Raw genomic sequence first — 20,746 nt, 5'->3', positions numbered from 1 at the left:
TAAGTGTCATAGTGACACTTATTAATAATTTTTTTAATTTGGCAGTCCCACGTATTCCCGCTACATCTTATTGGTATGCAGATGAGGACATTAACTAGAAGACTATTTTTCCTTGTAGGATTTTTTGCCTTAGGAGGAACCACATGGCTCGCCGCTCAAAATGCGACGATTTCCGGGGTGGTTCTGGACGAAAACAAAGCCCCGTTGACGGGCGCAACGGTTGTGCTGGAAGGTACGAACTATGGCGCCATGACCGATGGCGATGGCAACTACACCATTGACGGTGTGAAGCCGGGAGACTACACGCTCTCGGTCAATTACGTCAGTTATGACAAGTTCCAACAGGTCTTGGCCGTGACTGCCGGTGAGAAAATGGTTGTGGACATTGGGATGAAACTCAAAGTCATGGATGATGTGATCATTGTCGGGTATGGCACGGAGCGCAAGCGCGACATGACCGGCTCCGTATCCAAGATCACCTCCAGGGAGTTGAATGACATCCCGGGCACGAGCTTTGACGCGACGTTGCAAGGCAAGGCCGCAGGGGTTCAAGTGATCCAAGGAAGCGGCATTGCAGGCGCAGGTGCCAAGATTACCGTTCGTGGATCCGGCTCTGTCTCCGCTGGCGGTGACCCGTTGTATGTCGTGGACGGAATTCCGATCACGCAAGATCCGTTTTTGAGCGGCGACCGCGGCGGACAAAACAACAATCCGCTTTCCTCGATCAATCCAGCCGATATCGAGAGCATTGAGATCTTGAAGGATGCAGCCGCTGCTGCCATCTACGGCTCGCGTGGCGCCAATGGCGTGATCTTGATCACCACCAAACGTGGCAAGACCGGCAAGCCGACCTTCAACCTTTCGGCACGCTCAGGCATCTCACGCCCAGCCAAATTGCAGCGCTTTGTCGACACCCCTGAATGGGTGCAACTCTATCAAGAAGCCTGGGAAAACGATGGCAACGTGGGCCAACCCGCGGTGTTGCCTGGTGGATTCAGCGTGGATTCAGCCCTCGCGAACGGCACGACCGACTGGCAGGACTTGACAACAGGTACGGGAGTCAAGCAGGAATATGACCTCTCGATGACGCAAGGAACCGAAAAGTTCAAGACCTATGTGAACTTGTCGGCAATGAACAATCAGAGCTACCTCCTCGGCAACAGCTATCGCCGCTACACCGGCCGCGTGAACATTGACTGGAACATCCTCAAGAATTTGAAGTTGGGCGTTTCCGCCTCCGGTGCTTATGGCCGCAACAACAAGATCGGTCAGGCTTGGGACGGTTCGTTGGGAATGGCGCAGTCCAATGCATTGCCTTATTTCAACGAAGAAACCTCCAACAGCGCATTTGGTGGCGGCAACCCGATCAACCGCCGCACTCAGATTGACTGGCGCAGCATCGAGAAACGCAGCATCAACACCGTTAATCTGCAATATACCCCGATCAAGAATTTGACCTTGAGTGCCAATGGCAGCTTGGATTATATGAATCTGGGTGACTATTACCTCGAAGACAGCCTCTGGACCAATTGGTACGTGATCGGAAAAAACTGGCACAATAACATCGTGAATTGGAACACGAATGCTACGGCCAAATACGACTTCAACATGCTGCCCAAAAACCACAAGTTGAGCCTCATGGCTGGCGGCGAAGCTCAAAAAATGAAGCGCACAAGCGGTTACATGGAGGTGAGCGACGTGGACAATCAGCTTTACCTGGATTGGGAAGGCACTGAAAACAGCGACACGATCGAAACGGACTATCCGCTGGATGCTTGGTCGTTTGTTTCGACATTCGGCAGGGTCAATTATCAGCTGAATGATAAATATGTGCTCAAAGCCTCTTTGCGCGTGGATGGCAGTTCGAAGTTTGGACGCAACAACCGCTATGGCTACTTCCCTGCTGCAGGCGCAGCTTGGATCATCTCGGAAGAAGGCTTCTGGAAAGACAAGCTGAGCAAGGCCGTGAACTTCTTCAAGCTCAAGGCAAGCTTTGGTGTCACCGGCAACGCCGACATCCCGAGCTTCTTGCGTTTCGGCACATTCTCCGGTCGCGACAACAACATCCAATACAACGGCGATTCGATCATCTTCCCGATTCGTCTGGAAAACCCCGACCTCAGCTGGGAAACCACGCAAACGGTGGATGCGGGCTTTGAATTTGGCGTGTTGAACGATCGGATCACGGGTGAATTTGCCGTGTACAACAAGGAGTCACGCGACGTGCTCTTGCGCACTTCTTCGCCAAGTTCTTCAGGTTTCAAGGAATACTGGCAGAATATCGGCCACATCCGCAACCGTGGTGTTGAGCTCGGTATCACAAGCTACAACCTTACCGGCGCATTAAAATGGAAGACGACCCTCAACATTGCCCGCAACCGCAACTTGGTGGTAGACGTTGGCACGACGCCTCCTGACGCGCTTTCAGGCAGCGGGGATACGCGTGTTGTACCGGGTTACCCTGTCGGTGTGAATTACCTCGTACGTTTCAGCCATGTCGATCCTGCAACCGGGAAGCCGGTTTATTTGGATGCCGCTGGCAACGAAACCATGGAATGGCGCACCGAAAACCGCGTTGTTGTCGGCAACGTGCAGCCCGCAGCACAAGGAGGCCTCCGCAACACCTTCGAATGGAAAGGCTTTGACTTGAATATCTTCTGGACCTTCACCATCGGTGGTAAAATCTATGACGATGCTGCCAAGCGTCAATTTGGTGTCGTGAGCAACTGGAACATGCGCGAGGAAATCATCAACCGCTGGACCACCCCCGGCCAAACGGATGCACAGTATCCTCGCTTGACACTTGATCCGGCCACTTATGGTTTGGACAACGAGTGGAACTACAACAGCACACTCTTCCTCTACGATGCCAGCTACGCCCGTTTGAAGAATGTGAACTTCGGTTACAACTTCAAGATCACGCAAGAGAAGAAATGGTTCATCAACAAGCTGCGCGTCTATGCCAGCGCCACGAACCTTTTGACCTTCACCAAGTATCCCGGTTCCGACCCCGAGATCGTGCGTGACCACAATGGACCACAGGGCCGCAACATCAGCCCCAACGTCACCTACTTGACGCCTCCACAGGAGCGCACCGTATCACTTGGTGTCGATGTTCAATTCTAATTCCCACAAGACAATGAAACAACTCAGCATTAATATCCTGCTTTGCCTCATGCTCTTGATCGGGGCGACCTCCTGCGAGAAATTTCTGGAGATTCCACCGGAGGGTGAAATTCCGACAGAAGACGCGCTCAAAACACCGGGCGACGTGCAACTCTTGCTCAACAGCTGCTACGACGTGTTGCGCTCCGCCAAGTTCATGGGTGGCAAAATCCGCAACCTCTCTGATCTGATGGGCGATGACCGCGACGGCCGTTCGCTGTCGGGCAACTGGCTCAGCTACTACGCACACAACACGGGCATCTTCAACCAAGAGACCCGCGACATGTGGAGCGAACCCTATATCATGATCTACCGCTGCAATGTGCTGCTGGAAAACATGGATCTGGTTGCCGACTTGAGCGCCGACCAAAAGGCCAGGACGACTGCAGAAGCGAAATTCCTGCGCGCTGTCGGCCACTTCGAATTGGTGCGCATGTTTGCCAATCCTTACGGCTTCACGAGCGACAACTCGCATGACGGGATTCCATTGCGCATTCAAGCGAGCCAAGAGGCACTCCCACGTGCCACGGTCGGGGAAGTCTATGCTCAGATCCTGTCAGATTTGGAAGATGCCAAGGATGTGTTGCCAGCCAACAATGGCGGCTACGCAACCTCTTGGGCGGTAAAAGCCTACTTGGCAAGGGTTCATTTCCAGATGAATGATTTCCAGGCTGCCTACGACTACTCCAACGAAGTCATCAGCGGCGGCGGATTTGTCTTGGACAGCAGTGTGATGGGACGATTTACCTCCAACATCAACACTGAAAACATCTTCAATCTGATCAGCACGGGTTCGTTGAACAATTCGGGTGCAGAGTTGGGTGGAATTTACCGTTCGACCAATCTCTCCAATCCGCCTTCGGGTCGCATCTCGAATGAATTGTACCTCACCGCCACCGCCGACACCAACGACTTGCGTGGCAAGAGCTACTACGTACTCGCCAATGCTGGTCAAACCAACGAATTGGTCCTGCTTACCCGCTTCAATGAGACTTGGTTCAATGTCCCGCTCCTCCACCTTGCGGAGATGTTGCTCATCCGCGCGGAATCCGCTGCCGAATTGGGCAACCTCGCACAGGCTGAAGACGACGTGAACGCCATCCGCAACCGTGCAGGCTTGGCCGATGTGACACCGGGCTTGGATGATGCTTCGCTCAAAATCATCATCCGCAACGAGCGTCGTTTGGAAATGGTCGGCGAAGGCTACCGCTTCCACGACCTGCGCAGGCAGGGCGTTCATGACAGTCCGGCATTGCTCATCAACGGTTCTCCTTGGGACTGCAATGGCATGATGGTGCAACTTCCCGATGAGGAACGCTCCGGCAACCCGACCATCGCCCTGAATCCTGAAGGGGGATGCAATTGAAATTGATCATTGATTTCGCTAACTTTTTAGCTTGAAAAGAAAGAATATGAAAGGCAGAATCAAGTTTTGGACGCTTTTGCTTTTGCTCGGCGTCGGTTTGGCAGCCTGTAAGCCAGAAGATCTGGTCTTGGACCCTCCGGGGAGCAAGCTCGATGGGATCAACGGTACGTTTACGCTTTCCGAGGTGATCCAAATCGATCCGTTTGTGATCGGCAGTGGCAACAGCCTCGACATCACAAGTGTCTTTACTGGTGGCGGCGCTCCGACGATCAGCTTTGACAAAGACGCATTGACGTATACGTTTGTGCCGCAAGACGGCCCCAACTATCTCGGCAATGCAGGCTCGTGGGCATTTGACAATGTCGACTATCCGACCTTGATCACAATGAACAACGGTACCGCACAGTACGATCTGAAGTTGCTGCATACCATTCGCCCGCAAGACGAATTTTTGGAGGTGCAGTATGAGCGCTCCTGCGGCACGACGGTTTCGGTGATCTATCAATTCAAGTTTGCACGTAACTAATGGAGGCAATGATGAAAAAGACAATCGTATTTGCTGGCATGTTGCTGGGCCTCTTGCTGCAAACTGCATGGGCACAAAAAGTCTGGACCGAGCCCGCGGTGGTGACAAGTCCTTCAGATTCGGTCAAGATCTACATCGACTTGACCAAAATGGATTGCAGCCGACTCGTCGGTTATCCCGGTCCGCTCTACATGTGGACGTGGAAGCCGGTGGACCCTGTGGGCGGAAATGGCACTTGGAGCGCAAGCAACACGGATCATGCCTTCGTCAATGAAAGCCCGGATATCTGGAGCATCACCATTTTGCCGACTGATTTTTATGGTGTTTCAGCCCAAGATGTCTATGACAACGACATCTTCTTCCTTGCAAAGGCATTGGATGGCGGCGGCGGCGGCGATTGCAGTGCTGCCGGAAACGAATGGAAAACTGAGGACTTGAGCGTTGAAGTCAATCCGCCAGGGCCGCTTGTAAGGAAGGTGTTTTCCTTTCCTGATGTGCAAGATGGCGACTCCGTTGCCTTGCGCCAAGACGACATCTTCTCTTTGCGCTATGACAATAGCCTCGAGGAGAAAGTCTCGATGCAAAATCCAGGGGACTTGTATGTCTATGCACGCGCCTATGACACCGACGGTGTTGAATACAAGCCTTCCTTGCTTTCACAAGTGGGAAACAACCCAGACTTGAAAATGACACAGGACGGCACCATGTACACGTGGAGTATCTGGCCGGAGAAGATTTTCAACTTGCCAGTTGGCAAGACGCTGGATTACGTTTACCTGCAAATCATGAAACAGGTCGTATCCACCTCCAACGATGCGGTGGATGGATACTTCCAGTATCACTTCCGTTGTAATTGAGTCTTAGAAATTTGGATTGCGGCCGACCTGTTTCAATATGGGTCGGCCGTTTTTTTGCTACCTACAAAGCAGACCAAAGGGTCCAATAAAACGTCTGCAAGGCCAAGAAAAACGCCAAGGCGATCACTAAACCAATTCCGATCGCCGCACCGACGCCTTTGTAGGCAAGCAACAATCCACCGACTCCAAATCCCATCAAGCTCACCCAAAGGAAGCTGATTTGCACAAGTTCGGTTTCCGACAAGTCGTCAAAATAGATCCCGTAGAGCAGCAATACCCCAATGGTAACCGTTGCCATGGTGATATAGCAGATGATTCGGGCAACTTGGGCGGTGGGATGCTGATCTTTTTCGGCGAGCATGGTTGAATGAAGGATAATTTGAATTTGTGGGGAATCCTCAAGGATGATGGATGCAAGACGAGAACCCATCAGCGCAAATCAAAAACTCCCCGAAAAACAACGTCTTCCGGGGAGTTTTTATTGTCAGCGTAGGCTGTACTTACTGTACGGCTGGAGCTGCGTCGGCTGGGCCGAGGACTTTGATCAAGTCGATCTCGAATACGAGGGCGACGTTAGGACCGATTTTGGGTGGTGAACCGTATTCGCCGTAGGCGAGTGCGGGTGGGGACCAGATTTTGTAGCTCGCGCCTTCCTTCATCATCGGAAGGATTTGCTGCCAAGCCTGGATCACGCCTTTCAATGGGAAAGTTGCAGGTTCGCCACGCTCACGTGAGCTGTCAAACACAGAACCATCCATCAAAGTACCGTGGTAGTTGGTGGTAACCTGATCATCCAAGGTAGGCTGCTTGCCTGTTCCTTCTTTGATGACTTGGTACTGCAAGCCGCTTGGCAATTCGATGACACCTGCATTGGCCTTGTTGGCTGCGAGGAAATCGTTGCTCTTTTTGATGTTTTCGCCAGCTTCAGCAGCGCGCTTCTCTTGTTGCTTCTTTTGAAGCTCCTGCTGATAAGCCATCATCACGTTGCGTGAGGTTTGCTCATCAAGTTTAGGTGCGGTACCTGCGATGCCTTCTTCCAAAGCTTTTGCAAATACGGCAATGTTTACTTCGACACCTTGGGTGGCAAAGTTTTTGCCGATGTCATAGCCGATGGCGTAGCTTACGCTGTCTTTGCTATCCTTGAGCGTCGAGGCATCGCCTCCATCAGCGCCTGATTTGTCGCAACCGACAAACAGTACAGCCAACGCTAGGATCATTACATAAGTCAATTGTTTCATCCTTCTTGCGAGTTTTTCTTTTTTGAAAATGCGCTGCAAATTACGGGATTCCGCTTGGAATAAGCAAGTTCTAATTTCAAACCAAGAATTCAGCGATTCCTATTTGGGAGTATAGGCCTCGTTGCTGGGCATGCCATATTCGCTCAGGAGGTAGATCCAAGCCGCCATGGCGGCAGCACCCATTTCCAGTTCACGTTGGTTCACCGCCTCAAAAACGTCGGTTTCCGCATGATGATAGTCAAAATAGCGCTGCGAATCAGGCAGATAGCCAAACAATCCGGCGCCCTGCGCCCGCAGCGGACTGATGTCGACGCCGCCGTAGCCGGGCTGGATGTTGTGCATCATATAAGGTACAAACAGCGGCAAATACCGCATGGCAAAGCTGGTGTTGGTTGCATTCGCCTGCATTTCAATCCCGCGCGGCGCAAATCCGCCGCGGTCGCTTTCCAGGGCTGCAATATGCTTTTCGCCTTTGGCCTTGCCTTGGGCTGCATATTCCAATCCGCCTTTCATGCCATTTTCTTCGTTCATGAAGGCCACGGCCCTGATCGTACGCTTGGGTTGGTAGCCGACCATTTTGAAAAGTTTCAGGACCTCCATCGCCTGCACAACGCCTGCACCATCGTCATGGGCGCCTTCGCCGACGTCCCAAGAATCGAGGTGCCCACCCACTGTGATAATTTCATCAGGGAACATGCTGCCTTTGATTTCGCCGATCACATTGTGGCTTTGTACATCAGGAAGGGATTGGCATTGCATGTTAAGGGTAAAAACAAGATTCGGATCCTGCTGCAAGTGTTTGTGCAAGGCATCTGCCCCGTTGGTGCTGATCGCAGCGGCGGGAATTTTGGTAACACCTTCTTCATAGCCCATATTGCCCGTATGCGGATGGTCATCGTGTTGCAATGTCATCGAGCGCACGACAACGGCCAAAGCACCTTTTTTCGCGGCCTCCTTTGCGCCACTTCCGCGCTGATCGACGCAGCCGCCGTAGGCGTCAAAGGTATCGAGCTCCTTGGCATTCATCGGACGGTTATAGAAGCAAATCTTGCCTTTCAAAGCACCTTCGGGCATATTTCTGACTTCATCCAAGCTTAAAACTTCGACGACATTCGCTGTGATGCCTTTTTTCCCTGTCCCGACCGAACTGCCCAAGGCGAGAATCGGCGGGGTGACTTTGCCCATTTTGCCTTTGTAGAACGCCTTGTCAGCTTCGCCCCGCACCCAATGTGGCACCATGACCGGCTGCTTTTCGACACGGTCCAAGCCCATCGTTTGAAAGGTAGCGTAGGCCCATTCGACGGCTTTTGCTGCACGTGGACTTCCACTCAGGCGATGGCCGACATCCTTGCAGAGGTGGCGCAGGTTTTCGTAGCAAGTGCCTTGGGTAAGCTCTGCATCAAAAAACTTCCGGATCATCAACGAATCGGAATTGGTCTGCCCGTTTGCCAAAGACGTCGCTCCGATAAGGAGCATACCGAGAAAAAGAAGTTGCTTCATGGATGGAAAATTAGGAAAAAATGCGATCCGAGCCGCGATATCCGTGCCTTACAATGAATGGACATCCAGACGTTTTGGCCGCCACCTCTCCTATTCCTCGTCAAATAATTCCGGATAGCGTTGTTTCAATTCGTCTTGGGAGCCGGCAGTCTTGGGAGCTGCAGGCTGTGAAGGATTGCTGTTTTGGGTGTATTCGGTGTAGGTGGCGTCCGGCTTATGCGAATTGAGCAGGTATTCAAGGATGGCCAACGCGATGATCCCGATCACGCCCCAATAGGCCTGCACCGGCGAAATCCAATGCAAAAACGAGGCAGGCAACATCACGCAGGTGATGACCATCACCAGCATTCGGAGAATATCTCCCAGTTTCCGGCGGCCTTTGAGATAGAAGTGGATGAGGTAGACGACAAGGCTCACGGCAAAGGAAAGCAGGATGCCAACGTCTGCGAATGGCCAATGCATGATGCGCATCAGCTGGGACAAAATCGCCAAACCAAATCCAAAGTTGGCCAGTTTCGAGAGCGGCGAATGCTGATAAATCCCCGTTCGCCAAAGGAAATGCAATCCGACCACGACGGAAACCAGCGAAAGACTGTTCGCCCAAACCACGACCTGCCGCGATTCACTGATGCCCAGCACGATTAATCCGTCCAATACAAAAAATGCAGCGGAGAAGATCAGTACCAGCCAGCCGTGGAGGCGTTCGTTCATGGATTCAATTTATGGTTTTTCAGAAGGCAAGTTTCACCCTGCAAACAATCGCATCGTAATCCCTGCAGGCAACTTCCTGCCGGATCGCTCGGGCAGGCATAGCTCCCCGATTTGGAGGTTTTTGGTATGGGCAGGCTTGAAATGACTGCGGCCGAGATTCTCCAAGATCAAGGACGAATAACCCAGCGAATAGGCATTCATCACCAAAAAGCTCTTTTGCGGTGCAAGAATGGCGGCCACTTGGCCCATGAGTTCATCGATTTGGTCTTCGAGCTTCCATTTTTCACCTTTGGGGCCATGGCCCCAAGCAGGTGGATCGAGAATAATGCCATCGTATTGATTTCCCCGTTTGGCCTCGCGCAACACAAATTTGAAGGCATCCTCCACCAGCCAACGAATGCCGTCGAGCTTGCTCAATTGCATGTTGGCATCGGCCCAATTCACGACTTGCTTGATCGAATCGCAGTGGATCACATCTGCACCACCCGATTTGGCGGCGAGGCTCGCGCCACCCGTGTAAGCAAAGAGGTTCAGCACTTTGGGAACTTTTCCGCCATGTGCGGCAGCTTTGCAGCGCTCAAAAATAAAATCCCAATTCACGGACTGCTCAGGAAAAATGCCGACATGCTTGAACCGGGTCATTCCCAGCCGGAATCGCAGCTTCATTTCGCCGTGGTTGTAGCCGATGACCCATTGGTCGGGCATGGTTTTGTTGTAGCGGTCCCAGTCGCCAGAGGCGGAACCATCCTGCACAAACTTGGCATCGGCCATCTTGCGCCATTCGGTTTCGGGCAATGCAGGACTCCACAATGCCTGCGGTTCGGGTCTGATGAGCGTGTATTTCCCGAAACGTTCGATCTTCTCGCCCTTGCCGGAATCGATCAATTCGTAGTCTTTGAAATCGGATGGAGAGAGGATGTGGATCATGCAAATCAGCTGAGAGACGGCAATTTTACCATAAATTTTACAAAAAGCGCTGATTTTTGAAGGCTTCGGGCAATTCAGTTCCTTCGGAAATCCCCTTGCAGCAGACAAAACAGGAGATCGATATCTGCCAACTTCGCCTCACCGGATCCTCGCGGTTTCAAATACATAGCTTGCATTGGCTCGCAACAAGCTATCCAAGGGAAGGTGCGTCGAATCCGCGAAGTGCTGAATCACCTGAAGCCAATTGGGATCCTTGCGGATGTTAGCAACAATCCCGTCAATTTCGGCTTCCCGTCGCACGGGGTCGCGATAGGCCCGCAAAGCATCTTCCACAAATCCCCAACTGAAAAGCTTTAGATTGGCGTCAGCGCAATAAAGGATGATCAAATCATTGGATTCGATCTCCCGTATGATGTCTACTTCATCATTTGACCGAATGACCAGGTTGCCGAGCGTATGGAGCTCATTGTGATAAAACCAAAAGCTGGATTTGGCGAAGGCCGCACCAGTAAAGTCGGTGAATGCCTTGAAATAGTAGCTGTCCCCAACCGTCATGACACTGAATTTGGGATCGATACCCTTCCATTTGACTTTTGGGTAGGCCATCGGGTAGCCAGAATTCGGGAACAGCAGGTTCATGCCACGGTCAATGTCCCCGTCCTCGCCTCTTGGTTGCGCAGGATATTCTATTTCCGAGATCTCAAAGCGGTTCAAGGGCGTTTGTATTTGTTGTTCAATGAACCCGAGTAATGTGTCTGCGGCGATCGTCGCACAGTATTGACTCCAATGGATACCTCCCGACGGATACAATGGGTATGGCGAAACATCCTTTTGGCGCTTGTACCAGGCAACGAGATCCAATGTGGGAAGCTGAAGGCTATCTGTGAGACGCTGATAGCTTTTGTAATTCGTCTGTTGACCGGCAGGCGGCGTACCCTCCGGGAGAAATTCAGGCACCCCGGTCCCTTTCCCGGGCAGCAAAACCAGCATGAGCCGGATTCCTTTCTTCCCCAAAATCTCTCTCAAATCTCGAATGGCTTCCACACGGGACAAAATCGAATCATTTCCGAGAAAATCACTTCCGGTATACGCAGCGATATGGGCTTTGTCATATAGGTAGCCTTGTTTCCCGATCACCACATGGTTGGTGATCGCTGTATTGAAAACCGTGTAGTAGTATTGGTTGTTCAGCCGCACCATCGTGCTGTGGAAGCCGCAGTGCTGATTGGCATATTCTGTGAGTGTGTCTTGGAAGGAACCCTTCATCCAGTCGCTCCATCTCCACGTCGGAGAGACAGCGGTTTTGGCAATACCCTCCAGCTTCGGCTCGTCAAAGAGGTTCAAAGCGAGCTGTGTCATTGGCAGAAAAAGCAAGCCAAAGAGCAGGATCACCAAGATATGGGGCAGCCTTTTTTGCATCAGAACCTGAAATAAAGAAATGGATTGTAGGGTAGCCAATTCAAAGTACTCAGCGCGAATATGAACACCAATACGCATGCCGGAAACAAAAGGAGGTGCCCCAGCCAACCCTGCTGTTCAGCATACAGCTTGTCTTGAACCCGCTTAAGAATTGGCAATGCCGCAAACAGCGACAACCCGATGGCGCACCCAAAAATGATCCAAAGTTCCAAGGTCGGCGTGAATTGAATGCCGTGACCGCCCGTGAACATGGTGCCATAGTAACGAAATGCTTTTGGCAAATCATCGATCTTAAAAATCACAAAACTCAGGGTCACCGCAAGCCAAACGAAGATAAGACCGGTGAGGCGTCCAAGCCGCTGCAACACCCTGAGAAGGAATAAGCGGTCAAGAATCAGCAACAGGCCATGAAATGCTCCCCAAAGCACAAAGTTCCAGGAGGCGCCATGCCAAAGCCCTGAAGCGAGAAAGGTGACAGCGATCGCAAGCACGACAGACAGGCGTCGTAGACTGCGCCATTGCAATGCAAGCGGTGTGAACAAGTAGATCTGAAACCAAGTCGACAATGAAATATGCCAGCGTTGCCAAAACTCCGTGATACTTGCCGCAATGAAGGGGTTGTTAAAGTTTTCGGGCAAACGGAACCCAACCATCCTGCTCAGGCCCAATGCCATGTCGCTGTAGCCGCTGAAATCAAAGTAAATCTGCATCATGAAGCCGATTACGCCGATCCACGCCTGTCCAGCGGTGAGTTTCGAAGGATCCTCAGCAAAATAGGGCGCGATCATGACGCCTATCTTATTGGCAATCAACACCTTTTTGCCCAGCCCGATCACCAACCGATAGAATCCGGTGAGAAAAAGTTCGTTGGATTCCGCTCGGTTTTCGATTTGGTCAGCGATCTGATGGTAACGCACAATCGGGCCGGCGATGAGTTTCGGGAAATAGAGAATGTACATCTGATAGTCCCAAAACCGCTTTAAGGGCGGATGAATACCTCTGTAAACGTCGATCACATAGGTGAGCGATTCAAACACAAAAAATGAAATTCCGAGCGGCAATGCGACGGATGTCCAGCTGAGCGTCTGCAATCCGAGGCTTTGGAGGACTGCGCTGAGGTTTTCCAGAAAAAAATTGCAGTATTTGAAATAGGCCAGAAGTCCAAGGTTGAGAAAAAGGGAGGCAGCGAGCCAGCCTCGTTTGGCTTTGATCCGCTCTGCACGGTACATCGCAGCCACAAATTGGAAATCAAGGAAACTCGTCCCCAACAGAACGAAGATGAACATTGGCGCACCCCAGGCATAGAAAAATATGCTGCCGAAAAGGAGCAATCCGTTTTTGTACCGGCGATCCGCCAGCTTGTACAGCAGCAGAAAAATCGGCAGAAACCAAACCAAAAATATGATCGAGCTGAAAACCACGCTTCGGATTTAGAATTCGAAAATAGTCCGTCGAGACGGATTTATTTGCGAGGAACCTGCACAACATTTCTTTTCCGCGCAACTGCTTTGCTTCGTGGCCAAGGCCCGATCAACTGCCAATTGGTGACAATTCCAGCTTATTCGTTTGCAATTTTCCCTGTTTTATTGCTATATTTGGTCAATTACAGCGTTGATCACAGATTCGTAAGGTCTATTTAGAACCGGATAACAAGATGAGTACGAAAGAGCTTGTGCAGCCAGTGGTAGAACTGGAAACCGTCGTCACGGAAACCTACAGTATCATGTTGTTCAATGACGATGTCAACTCCTTTGACTGGGTGATTCAATCATTGGTTGAAATCTGTGACCATACCCCGACGCAAGCCGAGCAATGTGCCATGATCGTACACTACAAAGGCAAATATGTGGTCAAAAGCGGCGAAAAGCGCGACATGATTGACCGCAGCATTGCCCTGCTCGACCGCGGCCTCACGGTTGAAGTGCTCTGACCGACCACTTGCAAGCCCCCGAACGCATAGCTTTTCTGGAATCGGTTTCCTGCCGTGACATCGGCCAAGGACCTGTTGTGCTGTTGTTGCATGGATTTTGCGAAAGCCATCTCATCTTTGATTCCCTCCTTCCCCAATTGACTTCGGATTACCGTGTCGTGGCGCCCGACCTGCCCGGCCATGGTGGTACGCCTTGGGATAAAGGCATCCGTACCATGGACGATTTTGCTTGTTGGCTGCGGGATTTGCTGGATGCTTTGGAGGTGGAGCAATGCGTGCTGATCGGGCATAGCATGGGCGGATATGTCGCGGCGGCCTTTGCAGAACTATTTCCGGAGCGCTTGCGCGGATTGGGAATGTTGCATTCGACGGCGTTGGGCGATGCTGAGGAGCGGAAGGAGAATCGTACCAAGTCGATGGCTTTTGTCGAGCAAAACGGTAAGGAATTGTTTCTGAGGGCATTTGTTGCCTCGCTGTTTCACGATCCCGAGCCACGTTGGCTGATGGAACTCACGGACATTACCGCGCCGACCGATACCGATGCCATTGTCGCCTGCTTGCGCATGATGCGCGACCGCCCGGACAGAAGCGCCATCGTGGGCGCGCTTGCGGTGCCCGTCATGTACATCACGGGCGGCTTGGACGGGCTCGTGAGTCCCGAGCGCAGCCGGCAGGAATTGGCACAATTGCCGCTTGCGCTGCTGCATCGCATCCCTGAAGCCAGTCACATGGGAATGTATGAAGCGCCTGAAAGGGTGATCGCAGCTGTTTTGAGTTTGGTGGAGAATGCAGAACGGGGAATTTGAGTGTGAGTGTGAGTGTGAAATCCGAAGGGTGAGCGGAGCTCACACCGACCCCACCAAATCCAAAAACCAATTCCAGTCCCAGTCGCCTTGGCCTGCGTAGCAGAGTTTGTAGACATAGCCATTTTTGAAGGTCAAGGCGACAAGCAAAACGATCAAACTGCCGCCTGCAACGCGCCAAAGCAAGGCTTTGGATGCTAACCATTGCAGGAAATAGGCGAATCCGACAATGTAAACGGGGTAGTACTCGACAAACGAACGTGCACCGTAGGCGCAGCCGAAGTACCATTGCCACCAAGAGGCAAACACAATGCTGGAAATGAAAAACAATCCGATTCCCACCCAAGCGCCGGGAAGTTTCTTCACGGCCATCCGCCCCAAACCGACCAAGGCAAAAACCATGATCGGGGCAAATACAAACAATCCGTTGTGAGGGGAAAACCAGACTTGCAGCAAATTGGGATGCAGAAAATCGAAGCTTTCTTTTTCGTAAGCGTACAGGAAAGGCGTGCCGGTGAGGTAATCATAATAGGCCATTTGCACGGCAGCCAGCAAAACGGGTACGGGGAGAATCCGTGCAATCGCCTTCGGATTCAAAAACAATTTGAAACGGTGTTTTAATTCGGCAAGCGAACGCACCTCCCACAACAGGACAATCGGAAGCAGAAGGGCATTGGTAAATCGAGTCAACAACAACATGCCCGCAACCGCACCGAGCCCAAAGGCAAGCCAGCCGTCAACCTTGTCATTCTGATGTATCCGTTGCGTTATTTTCAGCAAAGCAGCTACCAAAAAGAAGGAATAGATGTGCGACATCCCCGATTCGACGGCGTAGTAATACCAGAGGTTGGTGCCAAGCAGGAAACAACCCAAGGCGATCCAAACCAATTTGGGCTTGAAATAGACCGCCAAAACCTTGGACATGATCCACAAGCCGAGCAACATGTAAAACCATGCTGCCACATCGACCATTTTGAAATAAGGAGGAGAAAAACCATTCGAAGGATAGCCTAGCGCAGGTGCAATCACAAAATGGGTCACCAAAAAGAAAGGAGCTTGCATCACGGCAACCCCGATCGGATACTTTGTGAAAATCTTGCCGTTCTGAATCAAAAACCCATTTCCAACAGCGTCTGAGAGCGTGTCGGATACTTGGTTTGCCTCAAATTTGAAGACAAACGTAGCAGGCAGGTAAATGTAATACCCTGCTTTGTCGCCGAAAATTTCGCTTTTGTAGGTGAAGTAGCCCGTCCGGGAATGCAAATTCAAGCACAGCCACAAGGTCGCAAAGGCAAACGCTGCAAAAAGTACATTCCGCATGCCTTGCAAACTTTAACCTACCTAAATCTTGAACCAGAATCTGTCAGACTTACCAAGCCTGCTTGATATGCTCTGTCGGCGCATCGCCCCAGAGGCTTTCGATATCGTAAAACTGCCGGCGCTCTTCCAAGAAAATATGGACCACCACATTGACATAGTCGAGCAAAACCCATTCGCCTTGCTGCCTGCCTTCAATGTTCATCGGCTTGTCTTGCAGATGCTCTTTGCAAAATGTCCAAACGCTGTCACCCAGGGCCTGCACGTGTTTGTCGGATGTCCCGGAGGCAATCACAAAATAATCGGTGATGGCACCGCGCACCTTGCGAAGGTCCATGACGACAATATCGAGGGCTTTTTTGTCTTGCAATCCTTGTACGACTGCATCTGCGAGCTGTTTGGCTGTGACTAACGTGCTAACCTTCATTCAAATCCTGTAACTTTCCGCAAAATTAGGGAAGTTCTGGCTTTGAATACGCTTTTCATCGGGAAGAATTTTGTGGAACTGGGCGAAGTCGACTCGACCAACGCCTTTGCGGCTGCTTTGTTGGACAACCGTCCTGCCGAGGGCACGGTGGTATTGGCACAGCATCAAACCGCCGGAAAAGGGCAGCAAGGCAGTATTTGGGCTGCGGAGGCCGGTCAAAATCTCACATTTTCGCTGATCCTCTACCCGCATTTCCTTGCGCCACGGCAGATTTTCTTGCTCAACAAACTTGTGACTTGCGCCCTGCGGGATACTGTCGCGAACTTGCTTCCCGCGTCTACCGTTCAAATCAAATGGCCCAATGACCTTCTGGTGGATCGCCAAAAAATATCGGGCATCCTCATTGAAACAAGTCTGGACAAAAACAGCATCCGTTCGGCAATCATCGGCATTGGGTTGAATGTGAACCAAACCGCATTTGACCCTTCCGTCCATGGCCATGCCACCTCGCTCGCATTGATCAAAGGCCTCACTTTTGACTGCAAAGAAGTCCTTGCCCAGCTTTTGGAGCGTATCGAAGCGGGTTATCTGGCCATCCGGGCGGGTCGAAATGCCGGCATCGAGCATGCCTATCTGCAACATCTCTATGCCTATCAGGAAGACACGCTGGTCGAAATCGCAGGCGTGCAGCAGACGGTGCATATCGTCGGCGTGGACAGCGATGGCAGACTCGCTGTGCAGCAAGGCGGAAAGCTGTATTTTTACGCCGTGAAAGAAATCAAATTCCTGCTTTGAACATCGTCGTCGACATCGGCAACAGCCGCGTGAAGCTGGGATATTTCGAAGGGGATCAGCTTTTGGCCGCATCCGCCTTTCCGCATGCGGATTACCCGCAAGCGGTGCTGGCATCCGAACCCTGGCGACAGTATTCGGGCCATTCAAAATATTTGGGAATGGCGAGCGTAGGTAAAGCAGAAATGGTCAAGGCCACCGACATATTGCTTGCCGCGCAACCCGGGTTGCGGCTCAAGGTCATCAGCCGGGAAACCGCGCTGCCGATCGGAAACCGCTATCAAACGCCCCAAACTTTGGGCATGGACAGGATTTGTGCCGCTGTTGCAGGGTTTCGACGTGCTGGAAAAGGACCTGTTTTGGTGGTCAATGCCGGGACAGCCCTCACTTATGACTACGTGGATGCAAACGGCGACTATTTGGGCGGTGCCATTTCGCTGGGATTGCGCAGCCGCTTCCGGGCGCTCTACGATTATACCGCCGCGCTCCCGTTGCTCCCGCACGAGGGGCCCCTGCAATGGGTGGGTGATACCACTGAAACCTGCATGCGCTCGGGCTTGATCCATGGCATTGTCTTGGAAATCGAAGGCTTCATCGCACAGTACCAACAACTCAGCACACAACCACTTTCCGTCTTTTTGACAGGAGGTGACGCTGAATTCTTGGGAAATCTTCTGAAAAACATCACCTTTGTCGATTCAAATTTGCTGCTACACGGCATCAATACCCTTATTGGAGATCATGCATAAAAGAATTGCGCTGCTTTTATTGACCTTGAGTTGGATGGCCACAGCAGCCCATTCCCAAGTTGCCATTTCGCCTTACTCGCATTATGGCTTGGGTGACATTTTCAGCACTTCCGGCACCCGTAACTTTGGCATGGGACGCATCGGGATTGGCGCTTATGACCAATCCTCGATCAACCGGCTCAATCCAGCCTCCTATGCAGACCTCCGGTTGACAACTTTTGACTTCAATGGATTTGCCACCTACAGCAAACAAAGCAGCAACATCAACGAGCAGGGCTTGAGTACATCAGGCTTTCACAATGTGCAGTTGGGCTTCAGCAACCGCAAGGGTTTTGGCATCGTTGCCGGCATCGCTCCCTACACTTCGCTCGGGTATGATGTGCGGGTGCGGGACTCCATCCTCGTCGACACCACGTATGAAGCCTTCACGGCCAAATACGCCGGAACAGGGGGCTTGAATCAACTTTACTTCGGATTTGGTGTGCGTTTCTTGCGAAGAGTACAGGCAGGCATCAATTTGAGCTATGCATTCGGGTCCAATTCCTACGAATGGGAGTCGGACTATGACGATGGAAGCATCCAAACTGGAACCGCAGAGAAAAACGTCTCCCTCAAAGGCTTTTCCCCGCAATTTGGGCTTCAATATGGCGACACGATCAAAATCAAGGCCAAGGTGGCGCGCTCAAAAGAAATCGAAGGCCTGAAAAAAGAGCTCAATGCCGAACATGCCGTTCTTGGAAAGGAATTGGAGGCATTGAAAAAAGAATCCGGAAAAATTGATGCTTGGGAAAGTGGGAAACAAGCCAAAGCCGACGAATTGGAGGCCGAAAAGAAAACGCTCGAAGCAAGCGTGCAGCAGTTGATGGCCAACGAGCGCGAAAACGCCAAGGAGATCGGAAAATCCCAGGATCAGATCTATCGTCTCGACAAAAAGCGGAAGGACTTGTTGCGCGAAATCAAAACACGACGCAAGGAAAACACGGACGCACAATCACGTTTGGCGCTGCGTCAGGACAAGATCACACAGCGCGTCGCAGCCTTGGACCAAGAGCTCAAGGACATCGCCGACGGAAAAAAGGAAAGCACTTCGATCAAAACGAAGCGGTACTTGGTACGCCTTGGCGGAACGTTTGACCCGGGTTTTTCCCTGCAAGGCACACAGCTCTACCGATACACCAATGGTGGCATCCGCGATACGCTGTATGACGGAACGGGAAGTGTCAAACTGCCGAGCAAAACGGGATTCGGATTTACCTTTGCGAAACCCAACAAATGGATGATCGGTGCGGATGTGACCCTCCAAGATTGGACAAAATTCAAGTTTTTTGACGAGACCAATACCCTCCACAATTCGATGGGGGTAAACGTCGGCGGCGAATGGATCCCTGAGCTGACTTCCCCGAAGTTTTTCCGGAAGGTCGCTTACCGCCTTGGAGGATTTTACAATTCCAGCTTCCTGACCTTGTCGGGCAACCCCATCAATGAGATCGGCATCACGGCAGGCGTTGGCCTACCCATCGGCCTGTACAATCCACTGGGGCAGAGCTACTCCCGCATCAATCTCGGCTTCAATCTCAGTCGCCGTGGGACCTTGGAAAGCAACCTGCTGCAGGAAATGACCTTCCAATTCCGATTGGGTGTAAACCTCAACGACATCTGGTTCATCAAGCGCCGCATCGACTGATATCGCTCAATTTGGGCATTGCACGGCGCGAATCCTTACTTTTGCAACCGTGGCACTCCGAAATCCATGGTATCTTCTTTGTGGCCTGCTTTTGACGGCATTTTTCCCTTTGCCGACAAGGCTTCATTCTCAAACGCCCGCAGCGAAGCTCCTCCAAGATATCCGTTCCGCGACCGACGAAACCAACGTTCCGCAGAAGCTGCATGACCTTTGGCAGTTGGACAGCAATCTGACCTACCTCGTTGCTGCTGAAGTGCACGGCTACTATGAACGGCAAGTCCCGGCACGCACACGCGCTCAAGCCGACACGCTCCTGCGCATCTACGCCATCGGACAATCCAATGATCCCTCCGGACCCCAACCATGGCTACTGCGCAAAGCACTCTTCGCGCAAGCACAAGCTCAATTTTATGGGAGGCTGGTGCTGCGATGGAGCATCGAGGCGATCTCGGCTGCCCCTGAAACAGTACCAAGCTACCTTGTCACCGAGGCCGCTCATACACTGGCCCGGGATTACAAAGCCAACCTGATCACCCTGAACAATGCCGCCAAATATTGGGCTGTCATTGACCGTACAATTGTGCGGAGACAGCTCCACACGGGAACAGAGGCAAAAGAGTGGGCCAAAGTGCAATCCCATATCCGATTGGAAATGCGCTCCTCGATGCCTGACTGCAACCAATTGCACGGGAGTTTTGCGGAAGGCCTGGAGACAGAAAGGCTGAATGCTGAAGGTTGCGAAACGTTTTTGATCTTGTACAGCCTCCAGGGATGCGATGCCCAATCCCTATGGGACAAAGCGCTCGGTGTGGCTTTGAAGGATTCCAAAAATGCATGGCTTTACCGGCTTGCCGCAAGCGAGGCTTTTAACAGTCGAAAATTTGAAAAGAGCAGGGAATTTTGGCAGGAAGCTTTTGCATTGGAAAGCAATGTGGCCTTGCGTGCACATGACCAATTGCAGTTGGCAATGGCATTCCGCGCAGAAAAGGAATATCGGCAAGCCCGCGCACATATTCAGGAGGCCATGCACTTGCTCCCGGGATGGGGCGAACCCTATGTGCAACTCATGAACCTCTATCTGGAGGGGAGTGATGCTTGTGTGATGACCGAATTTGAGCGAAAGTCCATGTTTTGGCTTTTGATTGACCTCTGCCAAACACTGAAGTCATCAGATCCGAGCTATGCCGATGTCGCCGATGAGCGCTACTATCTTTATCTCCAACAATGCCCGACCACCGAGGAGGCTTCCTTCCAAGGCTGGAAGTCTGGTGACAGCTATCCGATCAAGTGCTGGATGAGCACGGCCACGCGCGTAAAATAGCCTGCAACTGCCGG

The 20,746-nt window shown here is 51.9% G+C and carries 20 protein-coding genes; 11 read left to right on the top strand and 9 right to left on the bottom strand.

The features are described 5' to 3' along the window. The first annotated feature begins 81 nt into the window (after positions 1 to 81). From IPN95_30790 to IPN95_30775, 4 genes are read left to right on the top strand one after another with little or no spacing between them, the layout of a single operon-like run. Positions 82 to 3,126, top strand: a complete 3,045-nt coding sequence (locus IPN95_30790) for a TonB-dependent receptor (GenBank protein ID MBK9453702.1) — start codon at positions 82 to 84, stop codon at positions 3,124 to 3,126. Between the two features lie 13 nt (positions 3,127 to 3,139). Next, positions 3,140 to 4,531 carry a RagB/SusD family nutrient uptake outer membrane protein gene (locus tag IPN95_30785; GenBank protein ID MBK9453701.1) on the top strand — a complete coding sequence of 464 codons (1,392 nt, stop codon included), beginning with the start codon at positions 3,140 to 3,142 and terminating at the stop codon, positions 4,529 to 4,531. Between the two features lie 46 nt (positions 4,532 to 4,577). Then, entirely contained in the window at positions 4,578 to 5,057 is a 480-nt protein-coding gene (locus IPN95_30780) for a hypothetical protein (GenBank protein ID MBK9453700.1), read from the top strand. An 11-nt stretch (positions 5,058 to 5,068) separates the two neighbouring features. Then, complete coding sequence (locus tag IPN95_30775; GenBank protein MBK9453699.1) at positions 5,069 to 5,914, top strand: hypothetical protein; 846 nt, start codon at positions 5,069 to 5,071, stop codon at positions 5,912 to 5,914. Positions 5,915 to 5,975: 61 nt separating this feature from the next. Here IPN95_30775 and IPN95_30770 read toward each other — a convergent pair whose 3' ends face one another. The 7 genes from IPN95_30770 to IPN95_30740 form a co-directional block, all read right to left on the bottom strand. Then, positions 5,976 to 6,275 (bottom strand): hypothetical protein, encoded by a 300-nt coding sequence (locus tag IPN95_30770; GenBank protein MBK9453698.1) that lies wholly within the window; start codon positions 6,273 to 6,275, stop codon positions 5,976 to 5,978. Positions 6,276 to 6,414: 139 nt separating this feature from the next. Next, on the bottom strand, positions 6,415 to 7,131 hold the full coding sequence (locus IPN95_30765; GenBank protein ID MBK9453697.1) for an FKBP-type peptidyl-prolyl cis-trans isomerase: 717 nt from the start codon (positions 7,129 to 7,131) through the stop codon (positions 6,415 to 6,417). A gap of 120 nt (positions 7,132 to 7,251) precedes the next feature. Next, positions 7,252 to 8,652 (bottom strand): M20/M25/M40 family metallo-hydrolase, encoded by a 1,401-nt coding sequence (locus IPN95_30760; GenBank protein ID MBK9453696.1) that lies wholly within the window; start codon positions 8,650 to 8,652, stop codon positions 7,252 to 7,254. A 90-nt stretch (positions 8,653 to 8,742) separates the two neighbouring features. Next, positions 8,743 to 9,363, bottom strand: a complete 621-nt coding sequence (locus IPN95_30755; GenBank protein ID MBK9453695.1) for a hypothetical protein — start codon at positions 9,361 to 9,363, stop codon at positions 8,743 to 8,745. A 33-nt stretch (positions 9,364 to 9,396) separates the two neighbouring features. Continuing rightward, complete coding sequence (locus tag IPN95_30750) at positions 9,397 to 10,290, bottom strand: class I SAM-dependent methyltransferase (GenBank protein ID MBK9453694.1); 894 nt, start codon at positions 10,288 to 10,290, stop codon at positions 9,397 to 9,399. A gap of 138 nt (positions 10,291 to 10,428) precedes the next feature. Further along, positions 10,429 to 11,709 carry a hypothetical protein gene (locus IPN95_30745; GenBank protein MBK9453693.1) on the bottom strand — a complete coding sequence of 427 codons (1,281 nt, stop codon included), beginning with the start codon at positions 11,707 to 11,709 and terminating at the stop codon, positions 10,429 to 10,431. Next, positions 11,709 to 12,947 carry an MBOAT family protein gene (locus IPN95_30740; GenBank protein MBK9453692.1) on the bottom strand — a complete coding sequence of 413 codons (1,239 nt, stop codon included), beginning with the start codon at positions 12,945 to 12,947 and terminating at the stop codon, positions 11,709 to 11,711. Before IPN95_30740 ends, IPN95_30745 begins: the two co-directional genes overlap by 1 nt. 3 nt (positions 12,948 to 12,950) lie before the next feature. Here IPN95_30740 and IPN95_30735 point away from each other — a divergent pair, with 3 nt between their 5' ends. Genes IPN95_30735 through IPN95_30725 form a run of 3 tightly spaced genes read left to right on the top strand, consistent with a single transcriptional unit; the run spans position 12,951 to position 14,445 of the window. Then, positions 12,951 to 13,349, top strand: coding sequence for a hypothetical protein (locus tag IPN95_30735; protein MBK9453691.1), 399 nt, complete (start codon positions 12,951 to 12,953; stop codon positions 13,347 to 13,349). A gap of 14 nt (positions 13,350 to 13,363) precedes the next feature. Beyond that, the gene (locus IPN95_30730) at positions 13,364 to 13,639 is read left to right on the top strand and encodes an ATP-dependent Clp protease adaptor ClpS (protein ID MBK9453690.1); all 276 of its coding nucleotides are present in this window, start codon (positions 13,364 to 13,366) and stop codon (positions 13,637 to 13,639) included. A gap of 8 nt (positions 13,640 to 13,647) precedes the next feature. Beyond that, positions 13,648 to 14,445: an alpha/beta hydrolase gene (locus IPN95_30725; protein MBK9453689.1), complete on the top strand. Its 798-nt coding sequence runs from the start codon at positions 13,648 to 13,650 to the stop codon at positions 14,443 to 14,445. Positions 14,446 to 14,484: 39 nt separating this feature from the next. On the opposite strand, the gene IPN95_30720 is transcribed toward IPN95_30725, so the two are convergent. Then, entirely contained in the window at positions 14,485 to 15,762 is a 1,278-nt protein-coding gene (locus IPN95_30720) for a hypothetical protein (protein MBK9453688.1), read from the bottom strand. 49 nt (positions 15,763 to 15,811) lie between these two features. Further along, entirely contained in the window at positions 15,812 to 16,186 is a 375-nt protein-coding gene (gene rsfS, locus IPN95_30715) for a ribosome silencing factor (GenBank protein ID MBK9453687.1), read from the bottom strand. Positions 16,187 to 16,228: 42 nt separating this feature from the next. Here rsfS and IPN95_30710 point away from each other — a divergent pair, with 42 nt between their 5' ends. From IPN95_30710 to IPN95_30695, 4 genes are read left to right on the top strand one after another with little or no spacing between them, the layout of a single operon-like run. Beyond that, the gene (locus tag IPN95_30710; protein MBK9453686.1) at positions 16,229 to 16,981 is read left to right on the top strand and encodes a biotin--[acetyl-CoA-carboxylase] ligase; all 753 of its coding nucleotides are present in this window, start codon (positions 16,229 to 16,231) and stop codon (positions 16,979 to 16,981) included. Continuing rightward, positions 16,978 to 17,727 carry a type III pantothenate kinase gene (locus IPN95_30705; GenBank protein ID MBK9453685.1) on the top strand — a complete coding sequence of 250 codons (750 nt, stop codon included), beginning with the start codon at positions 16,978 to 16,980 and terminating at the stop codon, positions 17,725 to 17,727. The genes IPN95_30710 and IPN95_30705 overlap by 4 nt, the downstream gene beginning before the upstream one ends. Next, on the top strand, positions 17,720 to 19,411 hold the full coding sequence (locus tag IPN95_30700; protein ID MBK9453684.1) for a hypothetical protein: 1,692 nt from the start codon (positions 17,720 to 17,722) through the stop codon (positions 19,409 to 19,411). Before IPN95_30705 ends, IPN95_30700 begins: the two co-directional genes overlap by 8 nt. 49 nt (positions 19,412 to 19,460) lie before the next feature. Next, positions 19,461 to 20,732, top strand: coding sequence for a hypothetical protein (locus IPN95_30695; GenBank protein ID MBK9453683.1), 1,272 nt, complete (start codon positions 19,461 to 19,463; stop codon positions 20,730 to 20,732). The last annotated feature ends 14 nt before the right edge of the window (positions 20,733 to 20,746 follow it).

The sequence above is a fragment of the Bacteroidota bacterium genome, from assembly GCA_016718825.1.
GTDB lineage: Bacteria > Bacteroidota > Bacteroidia > J057 > JADKCL01 > JADKCL01.
The sequence above is the reverse complement of the archived record's forward strand: the minus strand, read 5'-3'. Positions and strand labels throughout refer to the sequence as shown.